This is a genomic window from Variovorax sp. V93 (assembly GCF_041154485.1).
Taxonomy (GTDB): Bacteria; Pseudomonadota; Gammaproteobacteria; order Burkholderiales; family Burkholderiaceae_C; genus Variovorax; species Variovorax beijingensis_A.
Map to the genome: position 1 here is coordinate 4,565,140 of NZ_AP028669.1, position 17,133 is coordinate 4,582,272.

Consider the following 17,133-nt stretch of genomic DNA (forward strand, 5'->3'; position numbering starts at 1 on the left):
CCATATGTCCAACGATATCGAATTTGCCGACGACGACCAGGCCTTCATCAACTCGCAGCAGTTCCAGGACATCAAGAGCTGGACGCACGACCATCTGCTGAGCCGCATCGAGGAGCTCGGCGCGGAATTCGGACGCTGGTCGCGTGCTTCCATCCAACAGTTCGTCGAACTGGAGGTCGACAGCTTCGTCCGCCTGCGCCGCGTGCCCATCAACGACCGCGAGATGCAGCTCATCTCCGACGCGTTGACCAAGGAGCTTGCAGGCTTTGGTCCGTTGGAAGACCTGCTCAACGATCCCGCGGTCGAAGACATCCTGATCAACGGCTACCAGAACGTCTACGTATCGCGCCACGGCATGCTGGAGCGCGAGACCGTACGCTTCGCAGATGCAGAGCATGTGATGCGAATTGTGCGCCGCATCCTCGCACCGTTGGGCCGCCGGCTGGACGAGTCGAACCCGATGGTCGATGCACGCCTGCCCGATGGCGGCCGCATCAATGTCATCATCGAGCCGCTGGCCATTGACGGCCTCTCGGTATCGATCCGCAAGTTCCGCAAGGAGCCGCTCACGCCAGCCGACATGGTGAAACTCGGCACCTTTGACGCCGGCATGGCGCAGTTGCTCGAGATCGCGGTACGGGCACGCTGCAATGTGCTGGTGAGCGGCGGCACCAGCTCCGGCAAGACTTCGCTGCTGAACGCGCTTGCGAGCTTCATCCCAGCGCGCGAGCGCGTGATCACCATCGAAGACACGGCCGAACTCTCGCTCGGCACCAGTCACGTGGTGCGGCTCGAGAGCCGGCCCGGCGGCTTCGACGGCACCGGTGTGGTGTCGATCCGCGACCTGCTGCGCAACAGCCTGCGCATGCGGCCCGACCGGATCATCGTCGGTGAAGTGCGAGGTGCCGAGGTCATCGAAATGCTGCAGGCCATGAACACCGGGCACGAGGGCTCGATGGGCACCATCCATGCCAGTTCGCCGCGCGAATGCCTGTACCGGCTGGAAATGCTTGCAGGATTCGCAGGCTACCAAGGCAGCGAAGTCAGCTTGCGCCGCCAGATTGCCAATGCCATCGACTTCATAGTTCAGATCGGCCGGCTCTCCAATGGCCAGCGGCGCATCATTTCGCTCAGCGAAGTCACGGGCGTCAACGACAACGTAGTGGCCATGCAGGAGCTCTACCGCTACGAACCGATCGTTTCACCGGATGGCGAGGAACGCGACCGCTGGATCTCGCTGGGCATAGCGCCCCATTCGCCGAAGATCACCCGGTTCCGCCAGTCCATGGCACGCGCGCAGAACGGGGATAGCCGTGCGTGAAGCATTGCTCATCGTGACCTGCATCGCGCTGCTGTTGGCAGCCGGCGGCCTGTTGCTCTGGCAATGGGCCAAGAACCGGCAGACCCAACAAGCGACCGGGCGGCACCTTGAGCAACAGATCCTGGCGAGCAATGCGGACGTGACGGCGGCCCCCCCGAACGTGCAAACACCTTTGCGTGATACGCCTTCGGACAGCTTCATTCCCGGCATCACCTCGGATCCATGGCTCCAAACAGAGGCCACTGCCACTGCGGCTCCTCGGAAGAGTTTGATGGAAACGATCTTGCCCGAGTGGCTGCTCGGCATCATTCCGCCCAAGGTCGCCACGTTTGCTGCGATCGGCATTCTTGTCTTGAGTCTGCTGGCAGGACTCTCCGGTGGACTGATCGCTGCTGTGGGAGTGCTGTTCCTGCTCGTTCTAGCTTCGGTCTTCGCGGTATGGCTTCGGCTTCAGAAAGTTCGCCGCCAATTGATCAGCCAGTTGCCCGCGTACATCGACGCGATGGTGCGTCTGATCACCATCGGCAACTCCACACAGGCCGCATTCCAGCTCGCGATTGCCACAACACAAGCCCCTCTGCGCGGCCACATGGAGCGGTCTGCGGCCTTGGTGCGCGCCGGCGTGGATCTCGATCGCGCACTGCATCAGACAGCGAGCAATGTGCGCGTGGAAGAAATGTTCCTGCTGGCATCGATCCTGGGACTCGGCGTGCGCTACGGTGGCCGCGCCGACCTGTTGCTTGAACGGGTCGCCAACTTCATGCGCGACCGCGAGCAGTCTGAACTCGAGCTGGTCGCGATGTCCGCGGAGACTCGCCTCTCAGCCTGGATTCTGGGCCTCCTTCCGCTGGGTGTAGGTTCATTCCTGATCCTGACAAACCCCGCCTTTTTCATGGGCATGTGGAATGACGAGACCGGGCGTGTTTTGATTTTTTCGTCGCTCGGACTGCAGCTGTTGGGTGCCGGCCTCCTTTATCGACTGGCGAAGCTGGCATGAACTTCACCCCCGATCAATTAGCCACCATCAGCCTTGCGCTTCTCGCGCTGGGCCTGATGATCGCGGCTGGTGCGCTGATTGCAGTGGAATTGCGTCGCGCGCGCAGCGGCAAAGTGATCGGCCGGGCTCTCCGGCGGGACACGACAGCGCCGTTCGATCTCACCCTACCCGTCGAGACCGAATCGGAGTCTGCGGCCTCCGACATCGAACTCCCCTTCCATTGGCTCGATTCACGAATCGGACGGGCCCTTGTCGCCGATGAAGACCGGCGACTGATCGACCGATGCGGATTCGCCTCCAAGCGAGCGCAGTTGATCCTTCTGGTCACCCGCCTTCTGCTCGCGTTTCTCTTGCCGGTGCTCACCTATTTCGTTTGCCGGAGCCTGTGGACTGAAAGCACGATCACCGTGGTGCTGATCGCAGCATTCGTGGTGGGGTTCATGGCGCCCAAATGGGTGCTCGGCCGCATCGCGGCCGGTCGACGTGAGCGGATTGCACGCGAGTTGCCCCTCTTTATCGATCTGTTGAAACTTTTGCAAGGCGTGGGCCTGAGCCTCGATCAAAGCCTGCAGATCATGGCCGAAGATTTCTCGCACGTGCTGCGCGTGCTCGGCTACGAATTGACCATTGCCAACCGGCAATACAGCCAGGGGCGAACGCGCGAACATTCACTCCATCGCCTGGCCACACTCCATGGCAACGAAGACCTGCGCGGCCTGGTCTCCTTGTTGGTACAGGTCGACCGCCATGGCGGCGCGGTGCAGGAACCCCTGCGCGTTTTCGGCGATCGGTTGCGCGAACGGCGCCGCTCGGAAATGAAAGAGCGCATCGGGAAGATCACCGTGAAGATGACCGTCGTCATGGTCGTCACGCTATTGCCCGCGCTTGTCATCGTGACTGGCGGACCCGGTTTCATAGCCATCTTCCGCTCACTGGGAGTAGTCGCCAAATGAACATCCACTCCTTGAAACTCCGGCTGCATCGCGCGCGAGGCCCGCTCGGGGCCCGCGCAGCCTCTTGCCTTTTGGCATTCGCCATCGTTGGCTGTGCCACCTCGAAGGATCAGTACGCAGCCAGCGCCGACGCCCAGCAGCGCCTGGCCGCGGAAGTCGCCGCAGACACCAAGGCGGGAACCTCCGTCGATACGAAAGAGACCTATCTGAAGCTCGTCGAACAGATGCAGCGGGAGAACCTCTGGTTCGCGTCGCTGGCGCACATTGACGCGCTCGAGCAGCGATGGGGGATTTCACCCGAATCCACGCGTTTGCGTGCCGACGCCTTGCGGCAGACGGGTCAAGCGTCGCAGAGCGAAACGGCCTACAAGCGGCTGCTGGGCACGCCGCTCGAAGCTGCAGGCTACCGGGGACTGGGCCTGCTGGCCGGCGCGCGCGGCAACTACCCCGAGGCCGTGCAGCTCCTGAAGCAAGCCCAACGCCACACGCCCACGGACGCCCTGCTGCTGAGTGATCTGGGCTATGCCCAGCTGCGCGCAGGCTCGATCGATGAAGCCCGGCTTCCATTGATGCAGGCGCTGCAGCTTCGCCCTGACAGTACGCAAGCCCAGGCCAATCTTGCGCTGTACCTGGAACTCACCAATCAGCAGGAGCAGGCTGCGGCAATGATGGATGCGAATCGAATGCCGCCCGCCGCGCGTTCGGCTGTCAAGGAAGCCGCGCTGCAGCTTCGCGGCGGAAGAACCGCGACTCCCACGGTGCCCCTCGCAGCAGGGATGCCAGTCCGTGACGAAACCGCCCCCCCTCTGGTGCTCAAGGCCTCGCGCTGGTCGAACCTGACCAGCATACGAACCGCCATCCAGTCGAATCCGGCGGCAACCGCCTCCTCGACACCTTCATCACCGATTTCGCCCGCAAGAGGTACCCCATGAAGAAAGAATGCGAAACCGTCTTCCGGACCTTGTCCGCTTGCGGTTGGGCCATTGCCCTCCTCGCCACGTCCCCAGTGGTCATTGCGCAAGGCTCGGCACCTTCCGGACCGGCCATCGCGTCCCAGGCCGAAGGCACGCTGACCACAGCCCAAACGTCGGTCGACCCGTCTCAGAACGACGCCATGGACCCCGAGGAGCCTGCCTATGCGCCGCTGCAAGTCGGCGACGCCACACAAGATTTGCTTGCCTGGCAACGCAGCGGCGATATCGCCTCCAAGACGCCGCGTCCTATTGCAGGAAACATCGCGCAGCGGAGCTATGAGCGTTATCTGAAGAGCTTCGATTTTCCGATCCCGGAGCGGATGAGTTCGACGGTGAAGACGTCCACCGGAAGTGGGGACGCCAAATAGGTCGCAGCACACCCGACATACGACTAGCCCGCCACTACATCATGAAGGCGACCGGTTCACCCTTCTCATCTCTCCGCCACCAACGCGGGGTGTATGCGATCGAGTATGCCTTCGTATTTCTCGTCTTTTTCACGGTCGTATACGCCATTATTTGCCTCGGTGTCATATTCACGTTTCGCTTCGCCATGCAGAACGCCGCTGAAGATGGAGCGCGGGCAGCATTGCGCTACCAAACCGATATCCCCGGACGCGAGCAGAAGGCGAAAGCCATCGCAGAACTCCAGATGGATGGACTATTTCCAACCAATCCCACGGTGGTTGCGACAGTGTGCCAAGTCGAAGGCAACAACTGCGATCCGGCCAAACGTGCCTGCGGTGCTGCATGGGAGCAACGCTGCCAGGTGACAGTAAAGATCACCGCAATCGGCCTCTCACAGCTGCTTCCACCTCTGCCGAATTTTGCGATTCCCGATGTGCTGGCGGTGCAGGCAAGCATGCTGTTGGATGGGAGAGCCTTATGAAAGCAGAGTACTTTCGAAAGGGTACGTCCGCCCGTCGCCAACGAGGCGTTGCCGCCATTGAATTCGCATTTGTCTTCCTAGTGATGATCCTGATCACATATGGGATCACCACATTTGGTGCCGTCCTGTACATACAGCAAGTGGTATCGCGAGCGGCGGAGGACGGTGCGCGGGCTGTGACGATGTTGCCCTCAAAGCTAGTCACCAACGATCCCAAGATCCAGGGAGCAGTATATGACTCACTCGCCGCTGCACTCGTGGTGCCGATCGAAAGCAATGGAAGCCTTGCCGAGCGCCTCGCCTGGGTCAAGTTGAACACGAAAGTCAATGTCAGCGTGGGTAGCATCGATCGCCGCGCCACGGTGTCCGTTGCTTATGACTACAGCGCCAATCGCATCCTGCCATCGTTGCCCTTGCTGGACACCAGTCTGTGGATGCCCAACGACGTGGTCGGCCAAGCCACCGCTGTACAAGCATTCGAGGAGCCGTCCACATGAATCCGAAGCTCAATGCGCTTCGAAACCGATCCAATTCGTCAAGTCCACTGAAGGTTCAGCACGGCTCATTGCTCGTCAATCTCGCCATTGCACTTAGTCTGATAGTCATCGTTCTCATCGGGACCGAACTAGGCTATCTTTTTTTTATGAAGCGTGAGCTACAAAAATCTGCGGACCTGGCCGCGCTCGCCGGTGCTCAGCAGATATCAGTTGCAGGCGGTTGTGCGAACGCCATAACTGCTGCAAAGCTTAGTGCCAATGGCGCCAGCAACACAGATCCGAGCCGGAATCTCCCTCCAACCTTTATGCTGGTCGACGGAGATATCGAATGCGGCCAATGGGATCCTGCCAAGACAACTATCGATCATTTTGAGCCTGCAGCCAGTAACCTGAATGCCGTTCGCGTCACGATCAGCAAGGCCCCTATTGCCATTCTTCCTTTTTTTGATGCGGATCGAACAATTCGGGCCAAGGCAGTAGCGGCAAATGATCCGATCGCTTCGTTTTCTCTGGGCACAGGCGTTGCTGGCCTCAACGAGGGTGCTGTCAATCAACTCCTGAGTGCATTGCTCGGGACCGGCAACAAGATCAGTCTCAGGTTGGTGGACTATCAAGGCCTAGCGAGCGCACAGATTCGGTTGCTTGATCTGATCACCGTCATTCCTAATGTCGGAACGGTGGATGAGCTTCTCAACACGCGAATTCAGTTGAATGACCTCATGCTAGCCATGGTTCAGGCTCTCGGTACTTCCAATACGTTGGCGGTACAAGCACTTAACTCCATCATTTCTACCAATGTGAAGTCTGCAGAAGTAAGGCTTGGCGATCTGATCAAGGTCACCACACCTTCTTCAGAGGGAGCCGCCAGTGCAGCGATCAACGTATTGGATTTATTGACCACCTCGGCCCAGATCGCCAATGGAAAGAATCTGGTCAAGCTCGGCACGGCTATCGATCTGGGTGCACTGGCCAAAGCCGATGTGCAGCTTGTGGTTGTCGAACCGCCATCCATCGCCATCGGTCCTGCGGGAAAGGACGGCCAGGGCAACTGGCGCACACAGGCACATTCGGCCGCAGTGAGAATGCGCCTCGATGTCACGCTGGTGGATACCAACGAAATCCCGGGGCTCTCTTGGTTAGTCAAGGTGACGCTGCTGCGCCTACCGATCTACATCGAAGTTGCCCAAGGGAATGCTCGACTGAGCAATATCCAGTGCGCAAATGACCGGGCCGACTGCAGAGTCGCCATAGAGGCCAAGCCTGGGCTTGCGAGCATCTGCATCGCGAGCGTTTCCGATACCTTGATGTTGAACACGACTGTCCCTGTCGACTGCAAGGCGATGCCGAGCGTCAAGATCAGCGAGATCGCCCTGATCGGGGGTCTACTTCCCATCCTGCAGGTCAATGCCAAGATACCTGTGCAAGCAGAAATCCCCGATACCAACTACCAGACCCTCACGTTCAACGGCGTTATCGGCGACGGTGACGATATCCAGACCGTGAACTCCAACGCCGTCGGCTCTGTTCTTTCCAATACGCTCGGCAATTTCACCGCCGCCACAAAGTGGGACTTGACCCTCGTGGCTCTCGGGATTCTTCCGCTCGGATTGGGCGACGTCCTGTCTCCATTGCTGGCTTTCGTGCTGAGTATCCTGGCTCCATTGTTCAGCTTGCTCGATGCGATCATCGTTCCGCTGCTAAATCTGCTCGGTGTGCAGCTCGGCTATGCCGATGTCCGCCTTCTGTCTCTTCTGTGCGGCGAGGCCAAGCTTGTCTATTAGCGTGCCCCCTTTGTTCCTCGATTCATGACCGCCCCCAACTTCGACGAACTCGACCTCTTTGTCTGGGAAGGCAAGGCCGACATCCTCGACCGTATCGCGCGGTGCATGGCGAGCTTCGATGTGGAGGTGATCCGGGCCGATGGCTTGCCGCCTCCGCAGCAGGACCGCGGCACTGCGCTGCGGCCTTCGGTGGCCATCCTCAGCGTCACGGTGATCGACAGCGGCGGCCTGGCGCATGCCACCGAGCTGCTGCAGGGCATGCCGGTGATCTGGGTGGCGGCGGCCTCGCGGGAGCGGGACTCGCGCACCTATCCGCCCGAGTACCTGCACGTTCTGCCCTACGACTTCACCTGCGCCGAGCTGCGCACGATGGTGGCCAAGCTGGTGCGGCAGCTGCGTGCGCGCGACGTGGCGCCGCAGGCGCCCGATGTGCTGGTGGCGCATTCGGATGCGATGAAGTCGCTGCTGGCCGAAGTGGCGGCCTTTGCCGACTGCAACCACAGCGTGCTGGTGCGCGGCGAAACGGGCGTGGGCAAGGAGCGCATCGCGCAGCAGCTGCACCTGGGGCACCAGCACTACAGCAAGGGCGCGTTCGTGGCGGTGAACTGCGGCGCGATTCCTGATGGTCTCTTCGAGTCGCTGTTCTTCGGCCACACCAAGGGCTCGTTCACGGGCGCCGTGCATGCGCATCGCGGCTATTTCGAGCAGGCCACGGGCGGCACGCTGTTCCTCGACGAGATCGGCGACCTGCCGCGCTACCAGCAGGTAAAGCTGCTGCGCGTGCTGGAGGACAACGCGGTCACGCGGCTGGGTGCCACGGCGCCGATCCGGGTCGACTTCCGGCTGGTGGCCGCCACCAACCGCAACCTGCGCGAGATGGTGGCCAGCGGCGAGTTCCGAGCCGACCTGTTCTACCGGCTCGCGGTGATCGAGCTGCACGTGCCCAGCCTGGAGGAGCGCGGGGAGATCGACAAGATCGCGATCTTCAAGGCGCTGCTGGCCAACGTGCTGGGCGACGAGCTCGAGGCGCTCGGCGAAACGCCGCACTGGCTCAGCGATGCGGTGGCCGAAACCTACTTTCCCGGCAACGTGCGGCAGCTGCGCAACCTGGCCGAGCGGGTGGGTGTGATCGCACGCCAGCTGCACAGCTGGGACCAGAACCTGATCCAGCGCGCCATCGCGCTCACGCGCGGCACGCCGACGCTGGCCTCGGGCGCGGCGGAGCGCAACGGCCATGGCGGCGGCGCGATGAACGGCGTGGCGCTGGACGGCAATGGCGAGCGCAAGGGATGGAACAGCAGCGAGCGCAACCGCATCATCGCGGCGCTGGAGATCAACGACTGGAAGCGCCAGGACACGGCACAGCACCTGGGCATCAGCCGCAAGGTGCTGTGGGAGAAGATGCGCAAGTACCAGATCCTCGACGGCGAGCCGGGCATCCCCGAGGATGTCTGAACTCGCTTCGATCCAGCCAACCAACGATCAGCGATTTGCCAGCCGCGCGGCCCGGCGCAGCGGCGGGTTCGCCGCGGTTGCGGTGGCACCGCGGTCGGCCACGGGCTCGCTCGCGCAGCCTGCGTTGCTCGAGATGCACAGCGCGGTGAGCAGGCCGTCTTCGCTCAGCGCGGGGCGGTTCGGCGGGCCGAAGATGCGGTCGATCCAGGCGTTGCTCGCGTCCGGGTCGATGCGCAGTTCGCCGGTGGTGCGCGCCAGGCGCAGCTCGGTGATGCGCAGGTCGAACACGGCGTCGACGTAGTCGAACAGCAGGTTGTAGTAGTCGAGCTGCGCGTCGAGCACCGCGGGCAGTGTTTCGCGGCCGAATTCCATCAGCCGGCGGCGCCCGCGGAAGGCCTGGCCCGATGTGCTGACGGCCTCCGCCAGCTGCCGCTCGCGCTCGCGTCCGGACACGGTGCGCGCCCATGAGGCCGAGGTGAGCTCCAGCAGGTTGAGCTTCACGCCTTCGAGCTTGGCTTCCTGGTTGGCGACTTCGGCCAGGGCCGACTTCAGGCGCAGTTGGCGGTCGAAGCCGTTGCCGAAGTTCCAGTTGAGCTCGAAGGCCGCGCGCGTCGGGTCTTGCGGCGACACGCCGCGCGGGTCCTTGCTCTTGACGACCACCGCGTCCACGGTCGGCCAGATGCTGGCCTCCTGCTGGTCGACCAGGGCCTGGGCGCGCGCCACGCGGCCCTTGGCTTCGGCGATCTCGGTGCTGCGCTCCTCGGCGCGGCGCAGGGCCTCTTCCTGCGAGGCGATGCGCCAGTACGCGGGCGCGGCCAGCACGGGCAGCGAATCGGTGTTGGGCGTGAACCTGAAGTAGGTGTTGAACTTGGCCAGCGCCTCGTCGCGCTGCGCCTGGAAGTCGGACTCGCGCGCAGCCACGCTGGCGCGGCGCGCGGCCGCCATGTTGAGGTCGTTCTCGCCGGCGGCGCCCAGCGCCACGCGGCGAGCCTCGGCCTTCGAGAGCTCGGCCACCACCTCGGTGGACTTGCGCGCAATCTGCTTCTTGAGGTCGAAGCGCTGCACCTGCAGGTAGGCGGTCAGTGCATCGAGCACCACCTTCTGCGAGGTGGTGGCGACGGCCTCGTCGTCGGCCTGGTTGCCGGCCTCGGCGGCGCGCACCGCGGCGTTCATGGCACCGCCGTCGATCAGGCTCAGGCGCGCCTCGGCGGTGAGCACGGTGTAGCTCTCGCTCCTGGCGTTGTCCGCGCCGCTGTTGTAGGTGCCGGAGGCGGTGCCCATCTTGAAGCGCGGGTAGCGGGCCTTCTTGGCGGCGTCCACGCCAAAGCTGCTGGTGTTGGCGGCGGCTTGCGCGGTCTGCACTTCGGGGTAGTCCTGCGACAGCGCAATGAGCGCCTGCTTGACGCGCTGCGCATAGCTGGCGGCGCCGATCGACGGCGCGGAAAGCCGGCGCGCCGCCGCCAGCTGCGCGGGCGCCTCCTGCGCCAGGGCGCCAGGAGGAAGCGCGAAGCTCGCGCACAGCACTGCGCAAAGAACACCGGGGCCCGTTCGGCGCCGGCCAGCCAGGTTGCGGCCCATCATGGTTCGCGGAAGGCTTCGCGCCGCAGCTTGAGCACGGGACGAAGGATGTACCAGATGAACGGATCGGTCCCCACCTTCAGGTCGACCTCCGACTCCATGCCGGCGGTGACGCGGTTTTCTTCGCGCCCCACGTAGGCCTGGTCGGTGCTGACGAGGATGCGGTAGTACGGCGCCGAATTGGCAATGGCCGGATCGCGGTCGGCATCGGCGGCCACCAGGGTGACCTTGCCTTCGACCGCGCCGTAGCGCAGGTAGTCGTAGGCCGTGATCTTCACGCGCGCCGCCTGGCCGACTTCGACGAAGCCGCGGTCGTTCGGATTCAGGCGGGCCTCGATCATGACCTCGTCCTTGTCGGGCACCACTTCCATGATGGCTTCGCCGGGCTTGATGACCCAGCCCGGGCTGGCGCTGCGCAGCCCCTTGACGATGCCGTCGGCGGGCGCCTTCACCATGGTGCGGGAACGCTGGGTGCGTGCACGCGCGAGGTCTTCGCTCAGGCTCGCGAACTGGCGCTCCACGGCGGCCAGCTCGTCGGACGCGCGGCGCCGGAAGCGGCCTTCGGCCTCGGCCATCTTGGCCTGCGCCTCGGTGATGGCGGCGCTCGCGGAAATGGCGCCCTGGCGCGCCACGGCCAGCTCGCTTCGCACGCCTTCGACCTGCCGGCGCTTCTCGAGCACCTCGACCTGCCCGACCAGCTTTTCATTGAGCAGCTGTTCCGAGATCTCGAGTTCCTTCTGCATCAGCGCGAGGCGGTCGTTCAGGCCCTTGACCTTGGCCTGCTGCTCGAGCTGCTTGCTGCGCGCGCCCTCCAGGCCCGACACCGCACCGGCCATTACGCCGCGCTGCTCGAGCGCGCGCGCCTCGTAGGCGCCGGTCTCGCCGTCGAGCACGCTCTCGTCGATGTCGGCGGCAAAGCTCTCGCGCCTGAGCGGCTGCCCGCGGCTCTCGGCCATGAGCCGGATGCGGGTGGCCTGGGTGGCGGCATAGCGCGCGGTGAGTTCCTCGAAATTGAGGCCGCTGCCGCCCAGGTCGATCTCCACCAGCGACTGGCCCTGCGTGACCCTGTCGCCTTCCTTGACCAGCACGTTGCTGACGATGCCGCCTTCCAGATGCTGGATCGACTTGACGCGGTCCGACGGGATCACGCGGCCCGGCGCCACCACCACGGTTTCCATCGGAAAGCCCAGGCCCACAACGGCCAGCAGCGCAACCGCACCGCCAATGACCCACTTTCGGCGCCGGCCCTCGGGCGATGTCTGCGTGGCGCGCTTGTGATCCTCGTCCTGAAGTATCTGCGGCAAATCTGATTTCAAGTCGCGGTCCCCAATTACTCTTCGATCGATCGGCTGCTCAGGCCATGGAACGGTTGGCGGCGGCGCCTTGCTGCGGATGCGCCTCGGCATCGTCCTCGCCCGCGGTGGAATCGGGGAGCGCCACCAGCGCCTTCTTCACGCCGAAGAGCTTCGGCACCATGACGGCGGCCGTGCCCTGTTCGACGTTGCCCTGCCCGGTCACGTGGTAGACCACGCTGGCCGCCGACACGATGCGAAGCGAATGCGTGACCACCACCACGGTGCGCACCTTGGCCACCGCGAGCAGCGTGGCAAGCAGGGTGCGCTCGCTCTGGAAGTCGAGGTCGTTGCTGGGCTCGTCGAGCACCAGCACCGAGGGCTTGCGCAGGAAGCTCATGGCCAGCGCGAGCTTGCGCCGCTCGCCCACCGAGAGGCCGGTGCCGCCCTCGCCCACCACGGTGCGGTAGCCGTCGGGCATGCGCGAGATGAAGTCGTGCGCGCCCGAGAGCTTGCAGGCCGCCACCACCTGCTCGTCGCTCTGGCCCGGGGCCGTGCGGCGCATGGTGTCGATCAGCGGGCCGCCGAACCAGTACACCTCCTGCGACAGGTAGCTGATCCAGCGCGAGAGCTCTTCCCGGCCGAATTGCGAAAGGTCGTACTCGCCGATGCTGATGACGCCGCGCGTGGGCGTGTACAGGCCCGAGAGCAGCTTGACCAGCGTCGACTTGCCGGCGCCGTTGCGCCCGACGATCACGTGCAGCCCGCCCGGCCCGATGTCGAGGTCGACGTTCTCGAGCACCGGCCGGTGCGCGTCTTCCGTGAAGCTGAAGCTCACGTCCTTCAGCGTGACGCGGCCCAGCGGCTGCGGCAGCGTCATGCCGGTGGGTGCCTTTTCGACCGGCTCGCCGAGCACCGTCTCGAGCCGCTTGGCCGCTTCCTTGGCCGCGGCCAGCGAGCGCCAGCTCGACACCAGGCCGGCCACCGGCTGCAGCGCCTTGAGGGCCAGCATGTTGGAGGCGACCAGGCCGCCCACCGTCATCCATTGCTCCATCACCGAAATGGCGCCCACCGTGACCACGATGACCGAGAAGACCATCATCAGCACGGTGGTGCCGTCGCGCGCGGTTTCGATCTGCCCGTTCTTGCTGAAGCTTTCGCTCAGCCAGGAGTTATAGGACTGGCGCCACATCTCGATGGTGGGACCGTCGTTGGCCTGCGTCTTGAGCGTTTCGCGCGCGTTGCAGATTTCCGAGGTCATGCGGTCGAGGCCGCGGCCGCGCTGCACTTCCTCGACCCGCCCGCTGCGCACCTCGTCGGCCCACCACCAAGCCAGGAAGACCATGATGGCAAGGAACAGCACCACCACCGGCAAGACCGGCAAGGCCACGATGCCGATCACGGCCAGTGCGAAGACCGCCATCGGCAAGTCGAAGATCGACTGCGCCAGGCCGCCGGTGACGGTGCCGCGCACCGAGGCCACGTCGCGGAAGAACTGGTGCCAGATCGAGGCCGGGCGCGCTTCGAGCGCACGCAGCGGACGATTGAGCATCGAATGCAGCAGCGCGCCCGACACGCCGTGGTCGATGATGGCGCCCGCATTGCGCAACAGGCGCGAACGCCCCGACCGCAGCCAGAACTCGATGCAAAGAAAGAACAGGATGCCGCACACCAGCGCGGCCAGCGTCGAGACGCCGCTGCGCGACAGCACGCGGTCATACACCTGGAGCAGGAAGATCGATGGCAGCAGGCCGAAGAGGCTGATGGGCAGCGAGCGCCAGGCCGCGCTCTTGACCAGCGGGTAGGCAGCCCGGAACGCGGTGTGCAGGGCACCCGCATACGGACTCGCACCTGGTTTTTCGGGCACCTCGGCCACCAGTTGGCTGGGCAAGAGAAACTTGATCATGGGAAAGGGCCGATCCGTCCGGCAATGACGCCTGCGCCATTATCGACTGTTACCCAGTTGTTACAAGACAAAATCTATGCTTACGAAGTGCTGCAGCGTGACATACGTCTCAGCGTGTGCGACACCGATTCGGCATGGGCCGCCGCAGCATCCTTGGCGGTCTCGACCCACAGGCTGCAGTCCGCCGCTTTTCTTGCCGCGACCGGCGCCGCCTCGTCTTTCGGCAGGCCCTGCGCCAGCACCAGCGCGACGTTGGCGCACAGCAACATGCAAAGCAGCCAGGCGCAAAGCAGCTGCAGCCAGCCCAGCCACCACCGGCGCTGCGGCGCCGCCTCGCGGCGGTAGGGCAAGGAGGCTTGGGCATTCAGTTTGATCATGGCAATGCTTTCAGAACCCGGGCCAGCCGGGACAGGCCGACGCCGGCAGAACTCTTGGCCAGCACCCAGTCGCCGGGCTGCAGCAGACCGCCCAGCGCGGTCGACAGATCGGACACATCGACGAACCAGTGCGAGCGCACCTTGGTGCGGATGCGCGCATGCAGCGCCCGCATCAGCGGGCCGCACAGCAGCACGCGGTCGGGCTGGGATGCGAGCAGCTCGGGCTCCAGGTCCAGGTGGTGGCGCTGCGCGGCGGGGCCGAGCTCCTGCATGTCGCCGAGGATCGCCACGCGCCGTGCCGGCTCGCAGGGTGCCTGCGACAGCAGCTCGAGCGCGGCGCGCATCGAACTCGGGTTGGCGTCGTAGGTTTCGTCGATCAGCTTGAAGCTGCCGCCGCCGATGTGGATGGTGTGCAGCGCGCCCCGTCCGCCCGGCGGCTCGAACTGCGCAAAGGGCTCGACCGCGGCGGCCAGCTTCAGGCGCATCGCTTGCAGGGCCGCCAGCGCCGCCACGGCGCTCGCGCCCATGTGGCGCCCCGGCGCATTGAGCCGAAGCTGGAACGGCTCGCCGAGCACCTGGGCCTGCACCTCGCCATGGTCGAACGAGAGCAGCCGCACGTCGGCGTCCCTGTGCTCGCCATAGGTCACGATCTGCAGCTGGTGCGCCATGGCGGCTTCGGCAAAGGTCGCGAACTCGGGGAGGTCGCGGTTCAGCACCGCGCTGTCGCCGGGCGCCATGCCCTCGAAGATGCGGCTGTCCATGCGCGCGGCGGCTTCCGAAGGCCCGCGGTGCTTTTGCGACGCGGCCGACAGCCCCGTCACCACGGCCAGCATCGGCCGCACCAGCTGGGTCGAGGCCAGCATGTGCGGCGAGCCCATCTCCAGCACCCAGTAGGCCGCATGCCGCGGCATGCAGGTCAGGTTCCAGGCCATGCCCGAGGGCAGGCTGACGTTGCCTTCGGGCCGGCCAACCTCGCCCCACACGGCCAGGGCGTCGGCCAGCATCGCGGCCACGGTGCTGCCGGTCGTGCCGCTGCCCAGCACGCCGCAGACGCGCCCCGTGAATTCGGTGCGCGCATGCGCGCCCAGCGCGAGCACGGCCTGCGGCACGTCGTCCACCTGGAGCACCGGTACCCGCTTGTCGAGGTGCGGTGCGGGATCGGTGCACAGCACGGCGGCCGCCGGCTGCAGCACGCCCTTGAGCGCCACCGCGGCCAGCGGCGTCTTCGAGGGCCGCGGCTGGTGCTCGAACACCACGCGGCCCTTGCGCAGGAAGGAGCGCTGCGTCACGCCGCTGGCGCGCCAGCCGTCTTCCGGGCGCACCACCCATTCGCCGCCGGTCACGCGCGCCATTTCGCTCGCGGTCCAGGCGGCGCCGCCGTCGTCCCTCGCGCTCCCCGCGCCGGGCACGGCCGGGCGCTCCAGCAGGTAGCGGCGATAGGCCACGAAGCCCGACACGTACTGCGCCACGTCGTCGATGCGCACCCGGAACGCGTGGTGCCGGATGAAGAAGGAGCCGACGATGGTGGAAGGCCGGCGGAAGTACATCGCCATCTCGGGCCAGAAGAAGCCGTTCTGCAGGTAGTGGGCGCGGTACTCCAGCGCGCGGTAGAACTTCTCGGTGTCGAGCTCGTCCAGCAGGTGCCGCATGGCGGGCGTGGCCTCGAGCCGCTGCAGCATCTGCTGGGCCGCGAGCATGAGCTCGAGCAGCGTCGGAAAGGTGGTCTTGCGGTCGAGCACGAAGTCCAGGTACCCGGCCACGTTCTGCAGGCCGAAGCGAAAGTACTTTTCCTGCGGGTTCCAGCGCGTGAGTTCGTTGACGCAGCAGCTCAGCCAGTGGTCGTGCGCCTGCCAGTGCTGGCTCGCGATGAAGTGGTCGAAGGCCTTCTCGACCACGGCGAGCCACCTTGCATCGCGCGTGAGGCCGTAAAGGCGCATGAGGCCGTAGGCCGCCTCGCCGTCGTAGTAGATGACGCGCGAGGCCTGCTTCACGCGCAGGTCGCCGGCATGCAGCACGTGGCTGAAGCTGCCGGTGGCGCCGTCCTGCAGCGACGCGATGCCCAGCGCCAGCTTTTCCAGCAGCGGCAGCCAGTCGCGCGTGTCCATGGCCTCGCAGTACTTGACCAGGGCCAGCACGCAGGCGGCATTGCCGCCCAGCCTGATCTCTTCGCCGGTGTCGACGAGGAAAGCGACCTCGGTGCCGTCGGCGAGCGTGTAGCTGCGGATGAGCGTGTTCGCGAGATGATCGAGCGCGCGGTCGATGGCCAGGCGCAGCTTGTCGTCGCGCACGAGCTCCCACGCCTCGATCATGGCGCTCAGCACGCTCGCGTGGCGCATCGCGTCATAGGTCGGAATGCGCCGGTCGAAGCACGGAAAGTAGCCGTACACGAAGAGCCCGTCGTCCTGCACCTGGCGCGCGAGGTACGACGCGCCGCTGCGCACCAGGTCGAGCGCCGACTGCGGAGTGAGGGCCGGCGCCTGGCGGCGTCCGGCATCGAGCCCCGTGCCCACGAGCTTGTGCACGACGCCGTCGGCCTGGCAGAAGACGCCCACCGTCGCCAGCAGGTAGACCCGCCGGTCGGCCGGCAGCTCGAGCGGGAGCGCACGTGCGAAGCGCGCCTGGCCATAGGCCTCGAAGTTGCGCACATTCACCACCGCATGCGCAATGGTCGAATCGCCGCTCAGCATGGCGTTGGCGTTGAGCTCCTGCTCGGTGAACGCGGTCTCGAAGTCCTGGTCGAAGGCCAGGCCGAGGCGGAAGTAGTTGCGCTTGACGCCGGCGAGCTGGGCCTTGAACTGCGCCCAGTCCATCGGGCTTGCGCCCTCGACCCAGTCGATGCGCAGCCATGGCGAGACGATGCCGCAGTCGCGCACCCAGCGCTCCACGGCCTCGGCACCTTCGTGCCACGCGGTTTCGAAGTCGGCCGCGCGCGCGTGCACCACGTGCGCGCGCTGCGACCCGTCGCTCACCGAGAAGAAAAGCGTAAAGGCCGGATAAGGCGCCGGCAACGCCGCACACACCGAGACCAGGCGCTCGTGGCAGGCATGGAGCTGGTCGGAGAAGGACATCATTCGGCCCCAGTCGAATGCGGGAGGCCGGTCGCACCCGGACCG

Annotated in this window: 14 protein-coding genes; 9 read left to right on the forward strand and 5 right to left on the reverse strand. The window is 65.1% G+C overall.

Annotated elements, in window-relative coordinates:
• Nucleotides 1-4 precede the first annotated feature (4 nt).
• Genes ACAM54_RS21705 through ACAM54_RS21745 form a run of 9 tightly spaced genes read left to right on the forward strand, consistent with a single transcriptional unit; the run spans nucleotide 5 to nucleotide 8,867 of the window.
• The gene (locus ACAM54_RS21705) at nucleotides 5-1,321 is read left to right on the forward strand and encodes a CpaF family protein (protein WP_369648897.1); all 1,317 of its coding nucleotides are present in this window, start codon (nucleotides 5-7) and stop codon (nucleotides 1,319-1,321) included.
• Entirely contained in the window at nucleotides 1,314-2,318 is a 1,005-nt protein-coding gene (locus ACAM54_RS21710; protein ID WP_369648898.1) for a type II secretion system F family protein, read from the forward strand. The genes ACAM54_RS21705 and ACAM54_RS21710 overlap by 8 nt, the downstream gene beginning before the upstream one ends.
• Nucleotides 2,315-3,271: a type II secretion system F family protein gene (locus ACAM54_RS21715; protein ID WP_369648899.1), complete on the forward strand. Its 957-nt coding sequence runs from the start codon at nucleotides 2,315-2,317 to the stop codon at nucleotides 3,269-3,271. The genes ACAM54_RS21710 and ACAM54_RS21715 overlap by 4 nt, the downstream gene beginning before the upstream one ends.
• Nucleotides 3,268-4,203, forward strand: coding sequence for a hypothetical protein (locus ACAM54_RS21720; RefSeq protein ID WP_369648900.1), 936 nt, complete (start codon nucleotides 3,268-3,270; stop codon nucleotides 4,201-4,203). Before ACAM54_RS21715 ends, ACAM54_RS21720 begins: the two co-directional genes overlap by 4 nt.
• Nucleotides 4,200-4,613 (forward strand): DUF3613 domain-containing protein, encoded by a 414-nt coding sequence (locus ACAM54_RS21725; protein ID WP_369648901.1) that lies wholly within the window; start codon nucleotides 4,200-4,202, stop codon nucleotides 4,611-4,613. Before ACAM54_RS21720 ends, ACAM54_RS21725 begins: the two co-directional genes overlap by 4 nt.
• Nucleotides 4,614-4,654: 41 nt before the next feature.
• The gene (locus tag ACAM54_RS21730) at nucleotides 4,655-5,134 is read left to right on the forward strand and encodes a TadE/TadG family type IV pilus assembly protein (RefSeq protein WP_369648902.1); all 480 of its coding nucleotides are present in this window, start codon (nucleotides 4,655-4,657) and stop codon (nucleotides 5,132-5,134) included.
• Nucleotides 5,131-5,631 (forward strand): TadE/TadG family type IV pilus assembly protein, encoded by a 501-nt coding sequence (locus ACAM54_RS21735; RefSeq protein ID WP_369648903.1) that lies wholly within the window; start codon nucleotides 5,131-5,133, stop codon nucleotides 5,629-5,631. Before ACAM54_RS21730 ends, ACAM54_RS21735 begins: the two co-directional genes overlap by 4 nt.
• The gene (locus ACAM54_RS21740; protein ID WP_369648904.1) at nucleotides 5,628-7,412 is read left to right on the forward strand and encodes a TadG family pilus assembly protein; all 1,785 of its coding nucleotides are present in this window, start codon (nucleotides 5,628-5,630) and stop codon (nucleotides 7,410-7,412) included. The genes ACAM54_RS21735 and ACAM54_RS21740 overlap by 4 nt, the downstream gene beginning before the upstream one ends.
• Nucleotides 7,413-7,436: 24 nt before the next feature.
• Nucleotides 7,437-8,867, forward strand: a complete 1,431-nt coding sequence (locus tag ACAM54_RS21745; RefSeq protein WP_369648905.1) for a sigma 54-interacting transcriptional regulator — start codon at nucleotides 7,437-7,439, stop codon at nucleotides 8,865-8,867.
• A gap of 27 nt (nucleotides 8,868-8,894) precedes the next feature.
• Here ACAM54_RS21745 and ACAM54_RS21750 read toward each other — a convergent pair whose 3' ends face one another.
• The 5 genes from ACAM54_RS21750 to ACAM54_RS21770 form a co-directional block, all read right to left on the reverse strand.
• Nucleotides 8,895-10,448: a TolC family protein gene (locus tag ACAM54_RS21750; RefSeq protein WP_369648906.1), complete on the reverse strand. Its 1,554-nt coding sequence runs from the start codon at nucleotides 10,446-10,448 to the stop codon at nucleotides 8,895-8,897.
• Nucleotides 10,445-11,761 (reverse strand): HlyD family type I secretion periplasmic adaptor subunit, encoded by a 1,317-nt coding sequence (locus ACAM54_RS21755; protein WP_145740168.1) that lies wholly within the window; start codon nucleotides 11,759-11,761, stop codon nucleotides 10,445-10,447. Before ACAM54_RS21755 ends, ACAM54_RS21750 begins: the two co-directional genes overlap by 4 nt.
• Before the next feature lie 37 nt (nucleotides 11,762-11,798).
• Entirely contained in the window at nucleotides 11,799-13,643 is a 1,845-nt protein-coding gene (locus ACAM54_RS21760; protein WP_145740166.1) for a peptidase domain-containing ABC transporter, read from the reverse strand.
• 80 nt (nucleotides 13,644-13,723) lie between these two features.
• Complete coding sequence (locus tag ACAM54_RS21765; protein ID WP_145740164.1) at nucleotides 13,724-14,020, reverse strand: hypothetical protein; 297 nt, start codon at nucleotides 14,018-14,020, stop codon at nucleotides 13,724-13,726.
• Nucleotides 14,017-17,088: a Mur ligase family protein gene (locus ACAM54_RS21770; protein ID WP_369648907.1), complete on the reverse strand. Its 3,072-nt coding sequence runs from the start codon at nucleotides 17,086-17,088 to the stop codon at nucleotides 14,017-14,019. Before ACAM54_RS21770 ends, ACAM54_RS21765 begins: the two co-directional genes overlap by 4 nt.
• Between the last annotated feature and the right edge of the window lie 45 nt (nucleotides 17,089-17,133).